The sequence below is a fragment of the Pseudoalteromonas sp. SG43-8 genome (assembly GCF_014164245.1).
GTDB classification, from domain to species: domain Bacteria; phylum Pseudomonadota; class Gammaproteobacteria; order Enterobacterales; family Alteromonadaceae; genus Pseudoalteromonas; species Pseudoalteromonas distincta.
Map to the genome: position 1 here is coordinate 198,763 of NZ_JACJEX010000003.1, position 15,286 is coordinate 214,048.

Here is a 15,286-nt window from a genome sequence, read left to right on the forward strand (position 1 = left end):
ATACAACTACTTAGTGATTTACGCGTAGTAAGCTAAGTAAGGCGTTGAAAGTGAGCAACCAATTATCGCCGGTACTGAGGTTTTAGTAACCAAAAAAGAAGTGGGTGTTATGGGGGTACGCCTAAAAGCTAATCATCACTGAAAAGTACAAGTTACAGTAAAACTGGCGGCTCAAACTGCCCGTTTTTTATACCGGAGATCTGAAATACAGCGCCTTGTTCACCAACAGTATTATTAATCGCTTCATCAAATGCCGATGTAACAAGTAGTAACTCAGCATTTTCACCACCGAAGGCGGTGCACGTCGGTTTTAATGCACAAAGCTTTATTGTTTTAATTAACTCACCGCTTGGGGATAAACACATAACACATCCCATTCCCCAAACAGCTAGCCACAAATTACCTAATTTATCGGTTACGCAGCCATCGGGGTCAACATCAGTATTATTAAATTGATAAAAAACACGTGGCTCAGCGCAAGCCTCACCAGTTTTCTCATCCAAATCTAATACATAAATGCAACTCGTTAAAGAGTCGCAGTAATAACCGCGTAAACGGGACTTATCAAAACACAATCCATTTGGGATACTCAAACCACTTACAACGGCTTTAAGCTGGTTTTTATAATAACGGTATATTTTACCATCCCCTTTTTTAGCATTTACATCCATTGTACTTAACCAAAAGCCACCCCATGGATCAGCACGGCCGTCGTTTGAACGTCGATTTAGCTGTGTATTTTCAATATTAAGAATAAGATGGCGAGTGCTTGAATTAATATGGTATTTGTATATACCAGTACTTGTCCCTAGCAATAAGTGCTGCTCATCAATCCACGCTATTGCACTGAGCGTATCGGGCATATTCACGGTTTTTAGTTGGCTTTTGCTGTGTATATTTTTGCTTAAAAGTAATTTTTTATTTATATCGACCCAAAAAAAAGTGTTCAGCATAGGATGCCAAAGAGGACTTTCTGCAAGCTGACTCTGTGTGCTTTCAAAAATGGTTACGCTAGGATCAAACATAAGTAGTTATTCTTTATTATTAACAAAGCCTTGTAATACTAAACCTTACCAGAAAACAGTGAATTTCGCGATGTGTACCCGGCTTTAATTTTTTATCATCTTCAGTAATCTCTATCGCATTTTTTAGACTGAGTTGATAACATCAAATTTCATAAAAAGGATTGGCCATGAACAACAATAATAAAAACACACTCGTCGTTGAAGGCGGTGCAATGCGCGGTATATTTGCCGCAGGTGTGCTTGATGAGTTTTTAAAACAGCAATACCAGCCATTTGAACGCTATTTTGGTGTTTCAGCTGGAGCAACTAATATAGCCGCATTTTTATGCAAACAACCAATGCGAAATTATAAAGTAATTACCGACTATTCATGTCGTCCTGAATTCATTAATTTAGCGCGCTTTATTAAAGGTGGTCATTTATTTGATTTAGACTGGTTATGGCAAGAAACTATTCGCGAAATACGCCTTCATACAGAGGTATTTGAACAAACTCCACACGAATTTTATATTGTATCTACGGCAATCGAGTCGGGCAAAGCACACTATTTAAAAGCCACCAGCGACGATATGGTGGATCAATTAAAAGCATCGTGCGCTATACCTATTGCATACCGTGACTACCCTATTATTAATGGCATAGCGATGACAGACGGCGGGGTTGCGGATTCTATTCCGGTAATAAAAGCGTACGAAATGGGCGCTCGCGAAATAACTGTTATTTTGTCTCAATGTTTAGGCTATCGTAAAAAGCCAAGTAAGGCACCTTGGCTTACTAAAAAAATGTATAAAAACTATCCTGCATTAGTTCAAGCGACCTTAGATAGGGCTAATTTTTATAATAAGTCTATCGATTTTATTATGAATCCACCAAATGACTGCAAAATCAATATTATTGCTCCACCAGCTAATTTTAAAGTTGGCCGAACCACTAAAAAGTTTGAAATACTTAATAGTGGTTACAATATGGGGATTGATGCTGCTAAGGCCTTTTTAGCTAAATAACTGCATTTTTCACCCTAATAATTGCGGCGCTTTACCCGCAATAACTGCAGTTAGTAACCCTGCTAACATAGCTCCTACAACGGTGCATATTGCACCGCCTAAAATACCATAAACACTCATAAAGCATATCAGCGCTAAACTAAATAGCAGTGTACTTAAAAAAGCTTTAGTAGGTATTGTGAGTGTGTTTTTGCGTATATTGAGCATCATTAATAATAGACTTACCATGGCAATTATAATTAGTAGTTCGTTCATGCGGGTTGTACCTCTGCTTGTAATTTTTGTGTGTTTTTTATTTTTAAGGCACCAAAAATACACGCGATACCCACCACCATAAAGCTTATATCTACTATCGCGGCAAGCGAGCTATTAAGGTTAATAACATTGCTCACGCCAAATATAATATTGAGCGGCAGCACCAAAGCAAGCGAAGCGCCGCATAGCAAAAGAGTCAGCTTAAAATAGTTTTTATAACCTACAGGCAATACACTTAAGAGTAACCATGCCAACCACGTATAAAAAAACACGGGTCCAAAAAAGCTATTTTGCGCCACACCAATAACGGTATAATTAAGTACAACTTGCAAAGGAAATAACACAAAGCTTGCTAATACCAAGCCTCCACAACTACCAATAATAAAACGATTCCAGCGTGCATATGCCTGCACACTCAGCGACGGGCTACTGCCACGTGTACGCTTTGCTAGCCACATCATCATGCCCGAAATAGGTAAAAGCGCAGTACTTAAGCCAAGCAATACCCAAAGTAATTTTACAAACACCCCTGCAAAGTTCCCAAAATGCAGCGGAAACATCAACTCAATTACTTTTATCGAAACACCGGAAATATCACCAAAACGACTCATCGACTGCACAAACTCACCATTGCCTTTATAATGCAGTAATTGAGAAACAACAGCCTCGCCACCTAACAAACGCAAATACACCTGCGCATTCGCATCGTTATGCGCCATTATTGTGACATCCCTAATTATTGCTTCAGGGTAACGACTATGCACATTGTATAAAATAGTGTCTATTTTTGTAGGTTGCTTAATGTGGCTAACTACCGGCTCAGGAATTGCGGTAAACGTTTCTATTAACTTATCTTGATCGCCACCAAAGCTCACAAACGCAGCAGCTGGTAATAAAATAACGGTCGCAAGCCCTAAAAATGATCCTGTAAAACCAATTACAATATTAAATACGCTGCCCCAAATACCTATGACCTTATGAGCATCGCTCACTGCAATATCTAATCCTTTATCTCGCCTAAACGTAAAGAGCTCTTTTATCAATTTACGATGAATAAACAAGCCTGTAACTGCACTTACTAAAAGTGTTAAACCTAAAAAACCAGTGAGAATTAACCCAATTGGTCGCCCTAAATGCAAATCTGCATGAAACTCACCTATGTAGGTTGGCGCATCTGTTTTTTTATTAGCGTAAAACTCTTTACTAGGCCCATAGTAAGTATTTTCCAGCGCCAAAGTATCCGGATGAAACTGGAATACTCTGGCCACCTCTTGGTCATAGTTTTCATCGCCATGATGGGATTCAAATACCAACGTTAATAAATGAAAGTTATGTCCACTTGGTAAAAACACATGAATGTTTTCGCCAAATTCACTAGGCACCTGTTTATGGTATTCGTTTACTAGTCGATTAATTTGCGCGCTGGCAACGTGTTGGCTAGATTGTAGCTCTGGATTTGCCCATATTTTTAACTCAGGTCGCGACAGCACTGCTAACGCCCCACTAAATGCAACAATAAATAGCAGTACAGCAGTAATAATTCCTACCCAGCTATGTAATAAAAATAGCTTTTTTAAAGTAATCGACTTCATCCCTGCCCCTGCGTTAACGCCCAAAAACTCAATAAACCATGTAATACACACAGTGCAATCATTACAACAAACGGTTGCCATACCTTTTGCGCCAAATACGCATAAATAAACAACGCAGTCCAAATAACAGGAAAGAGTAAAATAGGCAGTAATATTTGTTCATTCATTTGAAACGGTAAATAAGTTGTCATACCCGGAATCATTATTACCGCAGTAATTAGCGCTAACACACATGCAATTAGGTGCCTTCGCCGTGTAGCTGTAAACGTTTTTTTATTATGCATTATTCGCTCATTAAATTTGCCCAAACATATACAAAACAGTATATGCAAATGATAACAATTGTTATTATATTGTGCATTTAACACTTAATGCAATTTATTAAACACATTAATTCTAAAAATACTGTTGGTTTGCTTTAAGAGCTTTTATGCTACGCCTCGCAATTTAGGTACGCAGTAATGCGTCATTTCAGTTAAGCCGAGTTCGGGCTTTTTAATTTTTCAGGAAGCAGTAAACCGTGGATATAATTAACGCGATTATTTTAGGTATTATTGAAGGAATAACAGAGTTTTTACCCATATCATCAACTGGGCACTTAATTGTAGCGTCAAAGTGGTTAGGCATTGAATCAACAGACACTAACCTCGCCTTCGAAGTCATTATCCAACTTGCCGCCATTTTAGCGGTACTAGCTAACTATAAAGATAAGTTCAGCCCTAAACATTTTAATTTATGGATTAAAGTTGCCATTGCATTTATTCCTTTGGGCATTATTGGTTTTATATTTAGTGATGTAATAAAAACACTGTTTAGCGTACAGGTAGTAGGTGTTATGTTTATTGTAGGCGGTGTGATTTTTTTACTATTAGAGCGCAGTTATAAAGAGGCTCACTGCTCAACTACCGATGTAACCCAAGTTACTTATAAACAAGCACTTTGGATTGGCGTAGCACAAGTATTTGCGTTAATTCCGGGGACTAGTCGTGCTGGGAGCTCTATTGTTGGTGCCATGTTGTGTGGTTTAAACCGAAAAACCAGCGCTGAATTTTCATTTTTACTTGGTTTACCTGTACTTGCAGCAGCCTCAGGGTACGACTTACTTAAACATTACCAACTGTTTAGCTTAGATGACCTAACTGCCCTTGCTGTAGGTTTTTTAACGTCTTTTATAGTGGCTTATTTTACTATTAAACTATTCATACGCTTTCTAGAAAATTTCACTTTTGTTAGTTTTGGTCTTTACCGAATCGTATTTGGTGTTATTTTATTAACTAACCTAAATTCTGGTTAAGAGATTTAAAAACACTATAAATAATAACGATATTTAAGTCTGTTTCTCTCTAGCTAGAAATTTTTGGTGAAAACAAGGTGAATTTACGCGTAAATAGCTGGTCTATTGCAAGGAAATTCAACGCAGTTAGCGCTAAAAATAGCTGCTTGAGATAGATTTATTATTCAGAACTCAGGTTAGCCATAGCCTACACATAAGAGAACATTATGAGCGAAAAAATAAACGAAGAAGCACTCCACGCCCTAAAAATAGCTTTTACTTACATGCCTAAAGCGATTGAAGTGACAAAGTATGAATATGGCGAGCGCTACCAAAGCGTACTTGATCACATTGAAGCTGTACGTGAAACACTGCTTATTAACGATGTTGACCCAGAGGAAGTAGGCGGCGATATCAACCCTGAGTACACACCAAACTCAACGTACTAATATACACAATAAGCTGCGAGCAACTTACTCGCAGTTTGTGTTTAAATCAGTTGTGCTTAATTAGAGAAAGTTTATATAAAGTTATAATTAACTAAATATATTTAATTTTTTTGTTAAACTAGTGCTTTATCAAGCTATAGACTCAGTTCTAAAACCAACAGGATGTTTACTATTGAATTTTCTTAGGCAATTTCACGACATAGTATCTAACCAAAGCTTAGACTTTGATGAAAAAAACCATCAGCTACTAGCATTTGGACTTAAAGTGTTTAACCTTGATTTAGCTATTATTAGTAAGGTCGAGAAAAACTGCTATACCGTGCTACATGCCATTACGCCAGATAATGCATTAGAAATAGGTACTCAATTTGATTTAGATGGCACCTATTGTGTACACACTCTTAGTGCGGGTTCTGCACTTGCATTTCATAACGTCTCACAAAGCGCAATTGCTGACCATCCTTGCTATGCAAACTTTAAACTTGAGTCATATATTGGGGCACCTATTAAAATAGGTACCGATATATTTGGAACTGTAAATTTTTCTTCTGCCAATCAATCTCCAGTATTTACAGATGCCGCCTACGACTATATTGAGCTATTTGCGCAGTGGTTAGGGGCAGAACTAGCTCGCAGCATCACTAAAGAAAAATTAATAAAAAACAGCAATAGCTTATTAAAACTAGAAAGCATAGCAAATATAGGCACGTGGGAAGTTGACCTTACTAATAATAAAATTTATTGGAGTCAGCAAACTAAACAAATCCATCAAGTTGATGAAAACTATCAGCCTGAAATGGAATCTGCAGTTAACTTTTATAAAGAAGGTACAAGCAGAGACGAAATAAGTAAAGCAGTTGAGCTTGCTATACAACACGGCGAAAAGTGGCATCTAGAGCTTGAAATTATTACAGCCAAAAATCAGACCATTTGGGTATCTACATTTGGTGAAGCCGAATTTGACGGTGATACCTGTGTACGTTTGTTTGGTACCTTTCAAAATATTACCGAAGCAGTGGCTTTAAGAGAAGAGCTTAAAAATAAACAAGAACAAGCCGAGCGATTACTCGAAGATAGAAGCATGCTTTTTGCAAAAATAAGCCACGAACTTAGAACACCGCTAAATGGCATTACGGGCATGCTTACTACGTTAATAGATGAACATAACGAACAAAAGAGAACCGAAAAAATAAAAGTCGCGCTGCGTAGCGCAGATATACTCTTGAGCATAATAAACGAAGTACTCGATTTTTCTAAAATTAACCACGGTGAGTTAAAACTAGAACCCACGGATGTTTTATTAAATACAACATTTACTGATCTCATTTCTTTGTACACCCCGTTATTTAAAAACAGCAATGTAGAACTAGAAGTAAAAAATGAAATTTCTGATAGCTGCTGGGCATATTGTGATAACACACGCCTAAGTCAAATTACCTCCAACTTATTAAGTAATGCGTTAAAATTTACTGAGCGTGGTTGTGTAAAACTGCACACGTCTGTGATTAATAACAATAATAAATTAACGCTAAACATTAAAGTCGCCGATACGGGAAGAGGCATGACTAGCCAATTTCTTGAATCTTTATTCTCCCCTTTTACTCAAGAAGTAGATGCTAAAAACAGTAAAGGAGGCACAGGACTTGGCCTCGCAATAGTTAAAGAACTTGTTGAGTACATGGGCGGAACAATCAAGGTAAGTAGTAAAGTAAATCAAGGAACTACTTTTTCGCTAAGTATCCCTATAGAGCTCGGTAAAGAGCAAAAAGTAGAGCTAAATCCACTATCAAAAATAAACATTAACGCTTCTAAGCTTTCTGTTTTAGTGGTGGATGACAACGACATAAACAGACTCGTTCTTGATGCGTCGCTTAATAAACTCAATATAAAGCCAGACTTTGCAGTAGATGGGCAAGATGCCATATTTAAATGCGAGCAAAAGCATTACGACCTTATTTTTATGGATTGTATTATGCCTATACTCGATGGTTTTGAGGCTACAAAACAACTGCGTTCAAAAGGTATCTGTCCGCACGATTCAACCTATATTGTTGCCCTTACAGCTAATACTTCATCGCAAGATAAATTAGCATGCAAACAAGCAGGTATGGATATGTTTATTTCAAAACCGTTTAAAATGCATTCTTTAGAAGTCGCTATTGCGTCAGCGGCGCAATTACTAAAGATTTAAAAATATTAGCTTTGCACACTTAACCGCGTGCTAAATATAGTTAGATAAGGCATTAACAATGAAAAACATAATTAGAACTATATTACTAACTGTCCTTATTGTTGCAGTATTTAAAGGCGTTTCCACTGGACAATGGAGCTCATCAATAACAATAGTTATCGTATCAAGCGTATTGCTGTTAGTTACATTTATCAGTGCTAAGTCATCACGTGGATCATCTGCTTATACTGGCAGTGACTCAGCAGTTTACTCTAGCAGTAGCTCATCGCATTCTCATACAAATTGTAGCGGCGGTGATTCTGGCGGTGGGTGCGATTAAATCGTGAGCTAATTCTTAAGCATTAAAAAAGCCGCCTTTGGAGAAGGGCGGCTTGGGTTAACAAACAGCTATGGGTGTAGCCTTGCTGTTATATCAAGAGAGTTTTTACTAATTACATTAAGCAGCGCTTTGATCAGCTTCTTCAGAGTGACGAATTAAATAATCAAATGCACCTAAACTTGCTGTTGCACCGCTGCCCATTGCAATAATAATTTGTTTAAACGGAGTATTGGTTGCATCCCCCGCGCCGTAAATTCCTGGTAATGAAGTTGCGCCTTTAGCATCAATCAGTATTTCACCAAATTTACTTAATTCAAGGTCGCTGTCTTTTAACCACTCAGTATTTGGTATTAAGCCTATTTGTACAAATATACCGGCAAGTTCAAGCTCTTTGCTCTCTCCCGACACTCTATCTGTGTACATTAAGCCAGTTACTTTTTTACCATCACCAAGTACTTCGGTTGTTTGTGCACTTTTGATAATGGTAATATTAGCCATGCTTTTAGCTTTACGAATAAGCACTTCATCGGCTCGTAGTGTGTCTGCAAATTCAAGTACCGTAACGCTTTGCACAATATTAGCTAAATCGATTGCCGCTTCTATACCTGAATTACCACCACCAATTACAGCAACAGGTTTGCCTTTAAATAAAGGGCCGTCGCAATGTGGGCAATATGCCACACCATGGCCGCGATATTCTTGCTCCCCTGGTACGTTCATTTCGCGCCAGCGTGCACCAGTTGCAAGTACGAGCGACTTAGCTTTAAGTACTGCGCCATTTTCTAGTGTAATTTCATAACCATTGTTATAACCAAGTGCCGCTGCACGCTGATTATGCATTACATCTACATCGTATTCTTTAACGTGCTCTTCAAGCTGAGCAACCAATTTAGGCCCTTCAGTCGCTTTAATCGAAATAAAGTTTTCTATTGCTAATGTATCTGCAACTTGTCCACCAAATCTATCAGCCACAATGCCTGTATTTAACCCTTTTCGTGCTGAGTAAATTGCAGCCGACGCGCCCGCTGGGCCGCCACCAACTACAAGTACATCAAACTCGCCTTTTTCGCTTAGTGCTGCTGCTTGTTTAGCAGCCCCTTTGCTATCTACTTTATTAAGTATGTCAGTAAGGCTTAGTGCACCTTGGCTAAATAGTTCGCCATTTAAATATACAGCCGGTACAGCTAAAATATTTCGCTCTTCTACTTCATCTTGAAATAATGCACCGTCAATCATGGTGGCTTTAATATTACTGTTTGTCGCTGCCATAGTGTTAAGTGCTTGCACTACTTGCGGGCACGTTTGGCAACTTAAACTTATGTATACTTCAAAGTTCAGCTCTTGAGTAAGCGATTGTATTTGCTCAATGTCTTCGCTTTTAGCTTTACTTGCGTGTCCGCCAGTATGCAAAAGTGCTAACACTAAACTTGTGAATTCATGACCCATAGGTACGCCTGCAAACGTAACATGAGTGTTTTTAATAGGCGAATGTACAACCATTGATGGGCGACGTGCGCTTGTATCAGGGTTGCTTATTACAGTAAATTTATCGCTTAGTGAGGCTAAATCGTTTGCTAAGCTTTCTACTTCTGCTGATTTTTTGCTGTCATCCAAGGCAATAAGCAGCTCAACAGGTTGAGTAAGCGATTCGAAATGGCTTTTTAATTGATTTTTTATGTTGTTATCTAACATGGCTTAACCCTTTTAGGAAAATTTAAACAGCAAGCCTCCCATGCCAAATAATGCATGTGCTTAAACAAGTATATTGATATAGGAGGCACCAACAAACGAATGTTCGTTGATTTAAGGGCAGTTACCTGCCCTTATAAAAGTGGTAAACCTATATTTAGATTTTACCAACTAAATCTAGTGAAGGTGCAAGTGTGTCTTCACCTGGCTGCCAAGATGCAGGGCAAACTTCACCATCGTGAGTTGCAATGTATTGTGCAGCTTGTACTTTACGAACTAGTTCTTTAGCGCTTCGGCCAATTCCTAAATCGTGAGTTTCGATTACTTTAATTTCGCCTTCTGGGTTCATTACAAATGTACCGCGAAGTGCTAAACCTTCTTCTTCAATCATTACACCAAAGCTACGTGTAATACGCCCTGTTGGGTCGCCAATCATTGGGTAAGTAATTTTACCGATAGTGTCTGACGTGTCGTGCCATGCTTTATGAGTAAAATGAGTGTCAGTAGATACTGAGTAAACTTCTACGCCCATTTCTTGAAGTTGTGCATAGTAATCTGCAAGGTCACCTAATTCGGTAGGACATACAAATGTAAAGTCTGCTGGGTAAAAGAAGAAGATAGACCATTTACCTAGAACATCTTTTTCAGACAATTCTACAAAGTCACCGTTGTGGTAAGCGGTTGCATTGAATGGTTGTAATTTTGTATTGATTAATGAAGTGCTCATGGTATTTCCTCATCTGTGTTTATGTATTTTAAAAGTAATCAACGCTTTCGTTTTAAACGACCTTCTGCGTTGGCTTGATTAATACAATAAGGCCAATGGAAAATTAAATAAAATTGATTGTTTAGATTAAAACAATCGATTTTTTGGGTTGAACTATATAATCATTGTCATCGTAAGCATTAGTTGAATTGTAAACGCTGGCGAATTATTAAGACCGCTAATCGCAATACTGCTACAATAGCCCCGCTTCAAATAAGTCATTAAATATAAGGCACACCGTAATGGAAAAATTTGTTAACCATATACAGCTAGGTTACCTAGGCTTAATCCCGTTTTTAGGGTGTGTAGGTTGGCCACTCATGTTTGGCAGTAATAGCCTTAACTTGGAGTTTTTTACTTTTTACAGTATCGCCATTTTAGCATTTATGGCGGGTAACTTATGGCGCGCCGGAGAGCAAACTTATAGCAATGCTATAAAAGCTGTTGCGCCTGTAATATCTATACCATTTTTATCATTTTTACCTGTTGAGTGGGCACTCGCTTGGTTAGGTGCTAGTTTTTGGCTAGTACTTTTATTTGAAAAAGCCACGCCGCAATGGCAAACCTATCATAAAGATTATCAAAAAATGCGCTTTGTACTTACCTCTGTTGTATTTGTTTGTCACATTTTGACTATTGGTATGGGTATTTACCCTAAATAGCAGCTGTAAACTTAAATATTGCGTGGTAATAAGGTAATATCCGCGCACTGCTATTTGAGGACACACCATGATTGACCAACTACGCCAACAACTCGACGAACTTGGCGAAAACTACGTAGAAAAAAACGCTGCATTTAAAATCAAAGTGATCCCATTTTTTTGTGCTATTCGCATTAAAAAAGATCATAAAAGCGAAGGTCGTTTAAGCTTTTATTCAAGTCAATTACTCGAAATATTTTTAGTCGTCTTATTTTTGCTATTCGGTTTAACACTGTACGATACAGATGCAGGATTTACTCACGGCCCTATTCATATTGCCTTTGCCATTTTAATTACCTTTAATCTTATTATTAAACAAATCGCTATTGAAGGGTTAAAAACCAGACTTGCGTTTCATCGTTTACTAGCAAAAGACTCACAAACAAATAGCGATATAAATAATACTGCTACAAACATAAACGCTAAATAAAATATGTATTTAAATCCTCAATGGCGAATACTCACCGTAGGCGATGGCGATTTATCGTTTTCGAATGCTATTTACACTCATCTATCGCCAAAAGCTTTGGTTGCATCCACTTACGATGACCAAACTACTATTGAGCAAAAATACCAGCACAATGCACTTAGCAACTTAAAAGCGCATAACGTTGAGGTACTTAATAGTTTTGATGTAACAAACCATGCATGTTGGCAAGCTCTAAGTGAAAACCAGCACAGCTTTGATGTGGTTATTTTTCAGTTTCCGCTTATACCTGCATTTGTTGGCCGTGAAGCGTTTGAAAACAACACGCGCCAAACCAGCATGAACGTATTAAACCGCGCTTTACTGCACCAATTTATTAAATACGCTAACGAATACGCGCTTGATAAAAATGGGCCAATGCTTTGTTACATCACCTCAAAGGATGTAAAACCTTATCGAGAATGGAATATAGAGGGGAGTTTAAATAACGGTTTAACCGCAGATTATTTAGGCCAAATCCCATTTGATATTAGCCATTTTGAAGGTTATAAAATTCGTAATGTTGACCGCGACAAACACGTTAAAGACACAAGCGGCATAACTTACGTTTTCAGCCCAAAAAGTCTCGATAAACATACTAGCGAATTAAGCTCACGCCTTACAAAGCCTGCATACTTAACATCTAACCATTGCCCCCTATGCCGCGTTGGGCCTTATGTGGCAAGCGAGGACGAAGCCAAGCATCTAAACGCTAAAAAGCATCAGCAAATGCTACATCTTGAAAGCGATTGGCAACAATGGCTAAATGAGTTTTATCGCTAATTAATAGCCCTGCTATTGTTAATTCAATTATACGTTTTCGTGTTTAATTAAATCAGCCGCTTTTTCAGCAATCGCAATTACCGGCGCATTTGTGTTGCCGGTAATAATAGTAGGCATAATCGACGCATCAACTACGCGTAAGTTACTTACCCCGTGTACTCGTAAATTAGTATCTACTACTGCCATTGAGTCTTGCCCCATTTTACATGTCCCTACTGGGTGATATTCGGTATCTGCAGTTTGGCGTATAAACTCAATTAGCTGCTCATCATTATTTATATCAAGCGGGTAGAGCATTTTACCGCGTATGTTATCAAAAGCGTTGCTTTGCATAATAGCGAGTGTTTTTTTAAGACCAGCAAGCATTACAGTTAAATCATCTGGATGGCTTAAATAATTAGGGTCAATAAGCGGTGCACTACGCGGATTGTTATCAGCTAATGTAATAGTACCTCGGCTTTTGGGGCGCATAATACTGCTGTGTATACTGTAACCATGCCCAGTGTGTAATTTACGACTATGATCGTCCACCAACCCAATTACAAATTCTAGCTGCACATCTGGCGCTGGCGAGCCTTCAAACAATTTAATAAACGCGTGCGACTCTGCAAAATTACTGGTTAATCGCCCTTCTCGTTTACTAAACCAATTAACGCACCCTTTAAAAATACTGGCAATGCCAAGCGGGCTTATACCAAATGTGCCTTTATTTGTTTTTGATTTATAAAGTGGCACTACCGTTAAGTGATCTTGTAAATTAGCGCCAACACCTTCAAGTACGTGCTGAACCTTAATGTTATGTGCGCTTAACTGCTCTTTTGGGCCAATACCTGAAAGCATTAATATTTGCGGCGAATTAATAGAGCCAGCACTAAGTATTACCTCTTTTTTAGCACGTAAATTAATAACCTCTTTATTACGCTCTATTTGCACGCCTTGCGCTATCTTATTGGTTATATTTATTTTATTAACGTGGCTATGGGTTAATACCGTTAAATTTGGGCGGTTTAAATGCGGTGTTAAATATGCTTTTGCTGCACTACAACGCTCGCCATTGTGCTGAGTTACCTGCGATAAACGTGCGCCGCTTTGCTCTTCACCATTTATATCGTCGCTTAAATTAACGCCCTGCTCAGCACAGGCATTTAAAAAATATTGGTTTACATTGCTTGGGTTACTTAGCTCTTGTATATGTAGCGGGCCTTTTATTCCGTGCAGCTCATTATTTATAAACGCTTTATTGTTCTCAGCTTTAATAAAGTACGGGAGTAAACTCTCAAAATCCCATCCCGTGTTGCCATTAGCAGCCCATTGGTCGTAATCGTATTTGTTACCGCGAATATAAACCATTGCATTGGTAGAGCTTGACCCACCCAATACTTTGCCGCGCGGCACAAAACCACAGCGGTTATTAAGCTCTTTTTGTGGCACCGTATTGTAATGCCAGCTATTTATGCCATAAGGCACACTCGCTGCTATGCCAGCTGGCATTTGCACAAATGCACTTTTATCGCTGCCGCCAGCTTCAATTAAACACACACTGACATTTTTATCCTCAGACAATCGCGATGCCATAACGCAGCCGCCACTGCCTGCGCCAATCACAATGTAATCAAATGTTGTATTGTTCATGGTGTACCTTAATAAAAGTTTTAAACGGCCTTAACAGTAATAGTGCATAGAAAAACCCAATAAAACTTGATATTTTTAGACATCACTTATTTGGGGTTAACCATGAGCAGCCTAATCAGAGCCACGTCATTACAAGGTATAGACACGCTAATTAGCGAATTTGGCGGCGATCCGCATGAAATAATGCAAAGCTGTAATATTAGTAACGTTGACTTTAAAAATCTCGACAACCAATATTTACCTTATCGAGATTACGCTGAGCTTTTAGAATACTGTGCTTGTAAGTTCAATTGCTCTAGTTTTGGCCTTAAGCTCGCAAATAGACAAAACTTTGATATTTTAGGACATATTGCAATAGCTGCCAAAAGTAGTACTAATTTAGATGATGCACTTAATTGGGTTATTAAATACCTTCACTTACACAGCCCTGCACTTAGCTTAAATTCGCACCCTTTAGAGAATGATAAAAGCTTGTTTTTATCATTCGAAATTAATTTAAAACCATTACCGCACATTAACCAAGTGATTGAGCTAACCATTGGTTTGGCATTGGCTGTTATTAAAAAGCTGAGTAATAACCGCTGCAAACCAATTAATATATTTTTGCCAAAAAAGTTAAGTACTAATACTCGTGCCTATAACACTTACTTTGGTTGTAACGTTGTAGAGCATCGCAACAGCGCTGGCATTGTAATCTCAAAAAGTGATTTAACTCTTGAGCTTGATCACCCTAAACTAAATAAAGTACAAGCAGCGCTAAACTTCTTGGCAAAAAACAAAGAACACACACAACCGTTGCCCAACCAAGTTAGTGCGCTAATTAGGCCTATGCTTCCTATTTATCAATGTAGTAACCAAACTATTTCAGCTGCGCTGGGTATGCACCCGCGTACTCTGCATCGAGAACTTATCAAACATAATACGAGTTTTGTAAAACTAAAAGATGCCACTCGCCGCGCTTTAGCTGCACACTATTTAGCGCAAAACCAATTTACAATCTCAACCATATCTGAGCTTTTAGGATATCAGGAACAAGCAACACTAAGTGTTAATGTTAAACGCTGGTTTGGATGTTCTCCTCGAGCATATAGAACTAAAAAAATGTTAAACTAAATACTCTTATTATTTTTATTTAAGCTAA

At 38.3% G+C, this 15,286-nt stretch carries 16 protein-coding genes; 9 read left to right on the top strand and 7 right to left on the bottom strand.

From position 1 onward, the window contains the following. Positions 1–152 precede the first annotated feature (152 nt). Positions 153–1,025, bottom strand: a complete 873-nt coding sequence (locus H5122_RS08480) for an SMP-30/gluconolactonase/LRE family protein (RefSeq protein ID WP_182681559.1) — start codon at positions 1,023–1,025, stop codon at positions 153–155. A 167-nt stretch (positions 1,026–1,192) separates the two neighbouring features. Between H5122_RS08480 and H5122_RS08485 the strand changes: the two genes are divergently transcribed. Then, complete coding sequence (locus H5122_RS08485; protein WP_182671080.1) at positions 1,193–2,029, top strand: patatin family protein; 837 nt, start codon at positions 1,193–1,195, stop codon at positions 2,027–2,029. A 9-nt stretch (positions 2,030–2,038) separates the two neighbouring features. On the opposite strand, the gene H5122_RS08490 is transcribed toward H5122_RS08485, so the two are convergent. From H5122_RS08490 to H5122_RS08500, 3 genes are read right to left on the bottom strand one after another with little or no spacing between them, the layout of a single operon-like run. Continuing rightward, positions 2,039–2,284: a hypothetical protein gene (locus tag H5122_RS08490; protein WP_024597364.1), complete on the bottom strand. Its 246-nt coding sequence runs from the start codon at positions 2,282–2,284 to the stop codon at positions 2,039–2,041. Further along, positions 2,281–3,876, bottom strand: a complete 1,596-nt coding sequence (locus H5122_RS08495; protein ID WP_182681558.1) for a PepSY domain-containing protein — start codon at positions 3,874–3,876, stop codon at positions 2,281–2,283. Before H5122_RS08495 ends, H5122_RS08490 begins: the two co-directional genes overlap by 4 nt. Next, the gene (locus H5122_RS08500) at positions 3,873–4,160 is read right to left on the bottom strand and encodes a hypothetical protein (RefSeq protein WP_182671078.1); all 288 of its coding nucleotides are present in this window, start codon (positions 4,158–4,160) and stop codon (positions 3,873–3,875) included. Before H5122_RS08500 ends, H5122_RS08495 begins: the two co-directional genes overlap by 4 nt. Before the next feature lie 236 nt (positions 4,161–4,396). Between H5122_RS08500 and H5122_RS08505 the strand changes: the two genes are divergently transcribed. From H5122_RS08505 to H5122_RS08520, 4 genes are all read left to right on the top strand, one after another. Next, positions 4,397–5,170: an undecaprenyl-diphosphate phosphatase gene (locus H5122_RS08505; protein WP_182681557.1), complete on the top strand. Its 774-nt coding sequence runs from the start codon at positions 4,397–4,399 to the stop codon at positions 5,168–5,170. A gap of 206 nt (positions 5,171–5,376) precedes the next feature. Then, on the top strand, positions 5,377–5,598 hold the full coding sequence (locus H5122_RS08510; protein ID WP_007375621.1) for a hypothetical protein: 222 nt from the start codon (positions 5,377–5,379) through the stop codon (positions 5,596–5,598). A 172-nt stretch (positions 5,599–5,770) separates the two neighbouring features. Further along, a complete protein-coding gene (locus H5122_RS08515) occupies positions 5,771–7,789 on the top strand; it encodes an ATP-binding protein (protein ID WP_182671076.1) in 2,019 nt (672 codons plus the stop codon). A gap of 58 nt (positions 7,790–7,847) precedes the next feature. After that, on the top strand, positions 7,848–8,108 hold the full coding sequence (locus tag H5122_RS08520) for a hypothetical protein (RefSeq protein ID WP_182681556.1): 261 nt from the start codon (positions 7,848–7,850) through the stop codon (positions 8,106–8,108). 117 nt (positions 8,109–8,225) lie between these two features. On the opposite strand, the gene ahpF is transcribed toward H5122_RS08520, so the two are convergent. Then, on the bottom strand, positions 8,226–9,800 hold the full coding sequence (gene ahpF, locus H5122_RS08525; RefSeq protein ID WP_182671074.1) for an alkyl hydroperoxide reductase subunit F: 1,575 nt from the start codon (positions 9,798–9,800) through the stop codon (positions 8,226–8,228). Between the two features lie 154 nt (positions 9,801–9,954). After that, the gene (gene ahpC / locus H5122_RS08530) at positions 9,955–10,524 is read right to left on the bottom strand and encodes an alkyl hydroperoxide reductase subunit C (protein WP_002960601.1); all 570 of its coding nucleotides are present in this window, start codon (positions 10,522–10,524) and stop codon (positions 9,955–9,957) included. A gap of 281 nt (positions 10,525–10,805) precedes the next feature. Here ahpC and H5122_RS08535 point away from each other — a divergent pair, with 281 nt between their 5' ends. The 3 genes from H5122_RS08535 to H5122_RS08545 all read left to right on the top strand — a co-directional run bounded on the left by H5122_RS08535 (position 10,806) and on the right by H5122_RS08545 (position 12,513). After that, on the top strand, positions 10,806–11,225 hold the full coding sequence (locus tag H5122_RS08535; protein WP_182681555.1) for a DUF3429 domain-containing protein: 420 nt from the start codon (positions 10,806–10,808) through the stop codon (positions 11,223–11,225). A gap of 67 nt (positions 11,226–11,292) precedes the next feature. Beyond that, positions 11,293–11,694, top strand: coding sequence for a hypothetical protein (locus H5122_RS08540; protein WP_002960599.1), 402 nt, complete (start codon positions 11,293–11,295; stop codon positions 11,692–11,694). Positions 11,695–11,697: 3 nt separating this feature from the next. Beyond that, positions 11,698–12,513 (top strand): class I SAM-dependent methyltransferase, encoded by an 816-nt coding sequence (locus H5122_RS08545; protein ID WP_182671071.1) that lies wholly within the window; start codon positions 11,698–11,700, stop codon positions 12,511–12,513. A 27-nt stretch (positions 12,514–12,540) separates the two neighbouring features. Here H5122_RS08545 and H5122_RS08550 read toward each other — a convergent pair whose 3' ends face one another. After that, positions 12,541–14,145: a GMC family oxidoreductase gene (locus tag H5122_RS08550; protein WP_182681554.1), complete on the bottom strand. Its 1,605-nt coding sequence runs from the start codon at positions 14,143–14,145 to the stop codon at positions 12,541–12,543. 102 nt (positions 14,146–14,247) lie between these two features. On the opposite strand from H5122_RS08550, the gene H5122_RS08555 reads away from it, so the two are divergent. After that, positions 14,248–15,258 carry an AraC family transcriptional regulator gene (locus H5122_RS08555; RefSeq protein WP_182681553.1) on the top strand — a complete coding sequence of 337 codons (1,011 nt, stop codon included), beginning with the start codon at positions 14,248–14,250 and terminating at the stop codon, positions 15,256–15,258. Positions 15,259–15,286 lie beyond the last annotated feature (28 nt).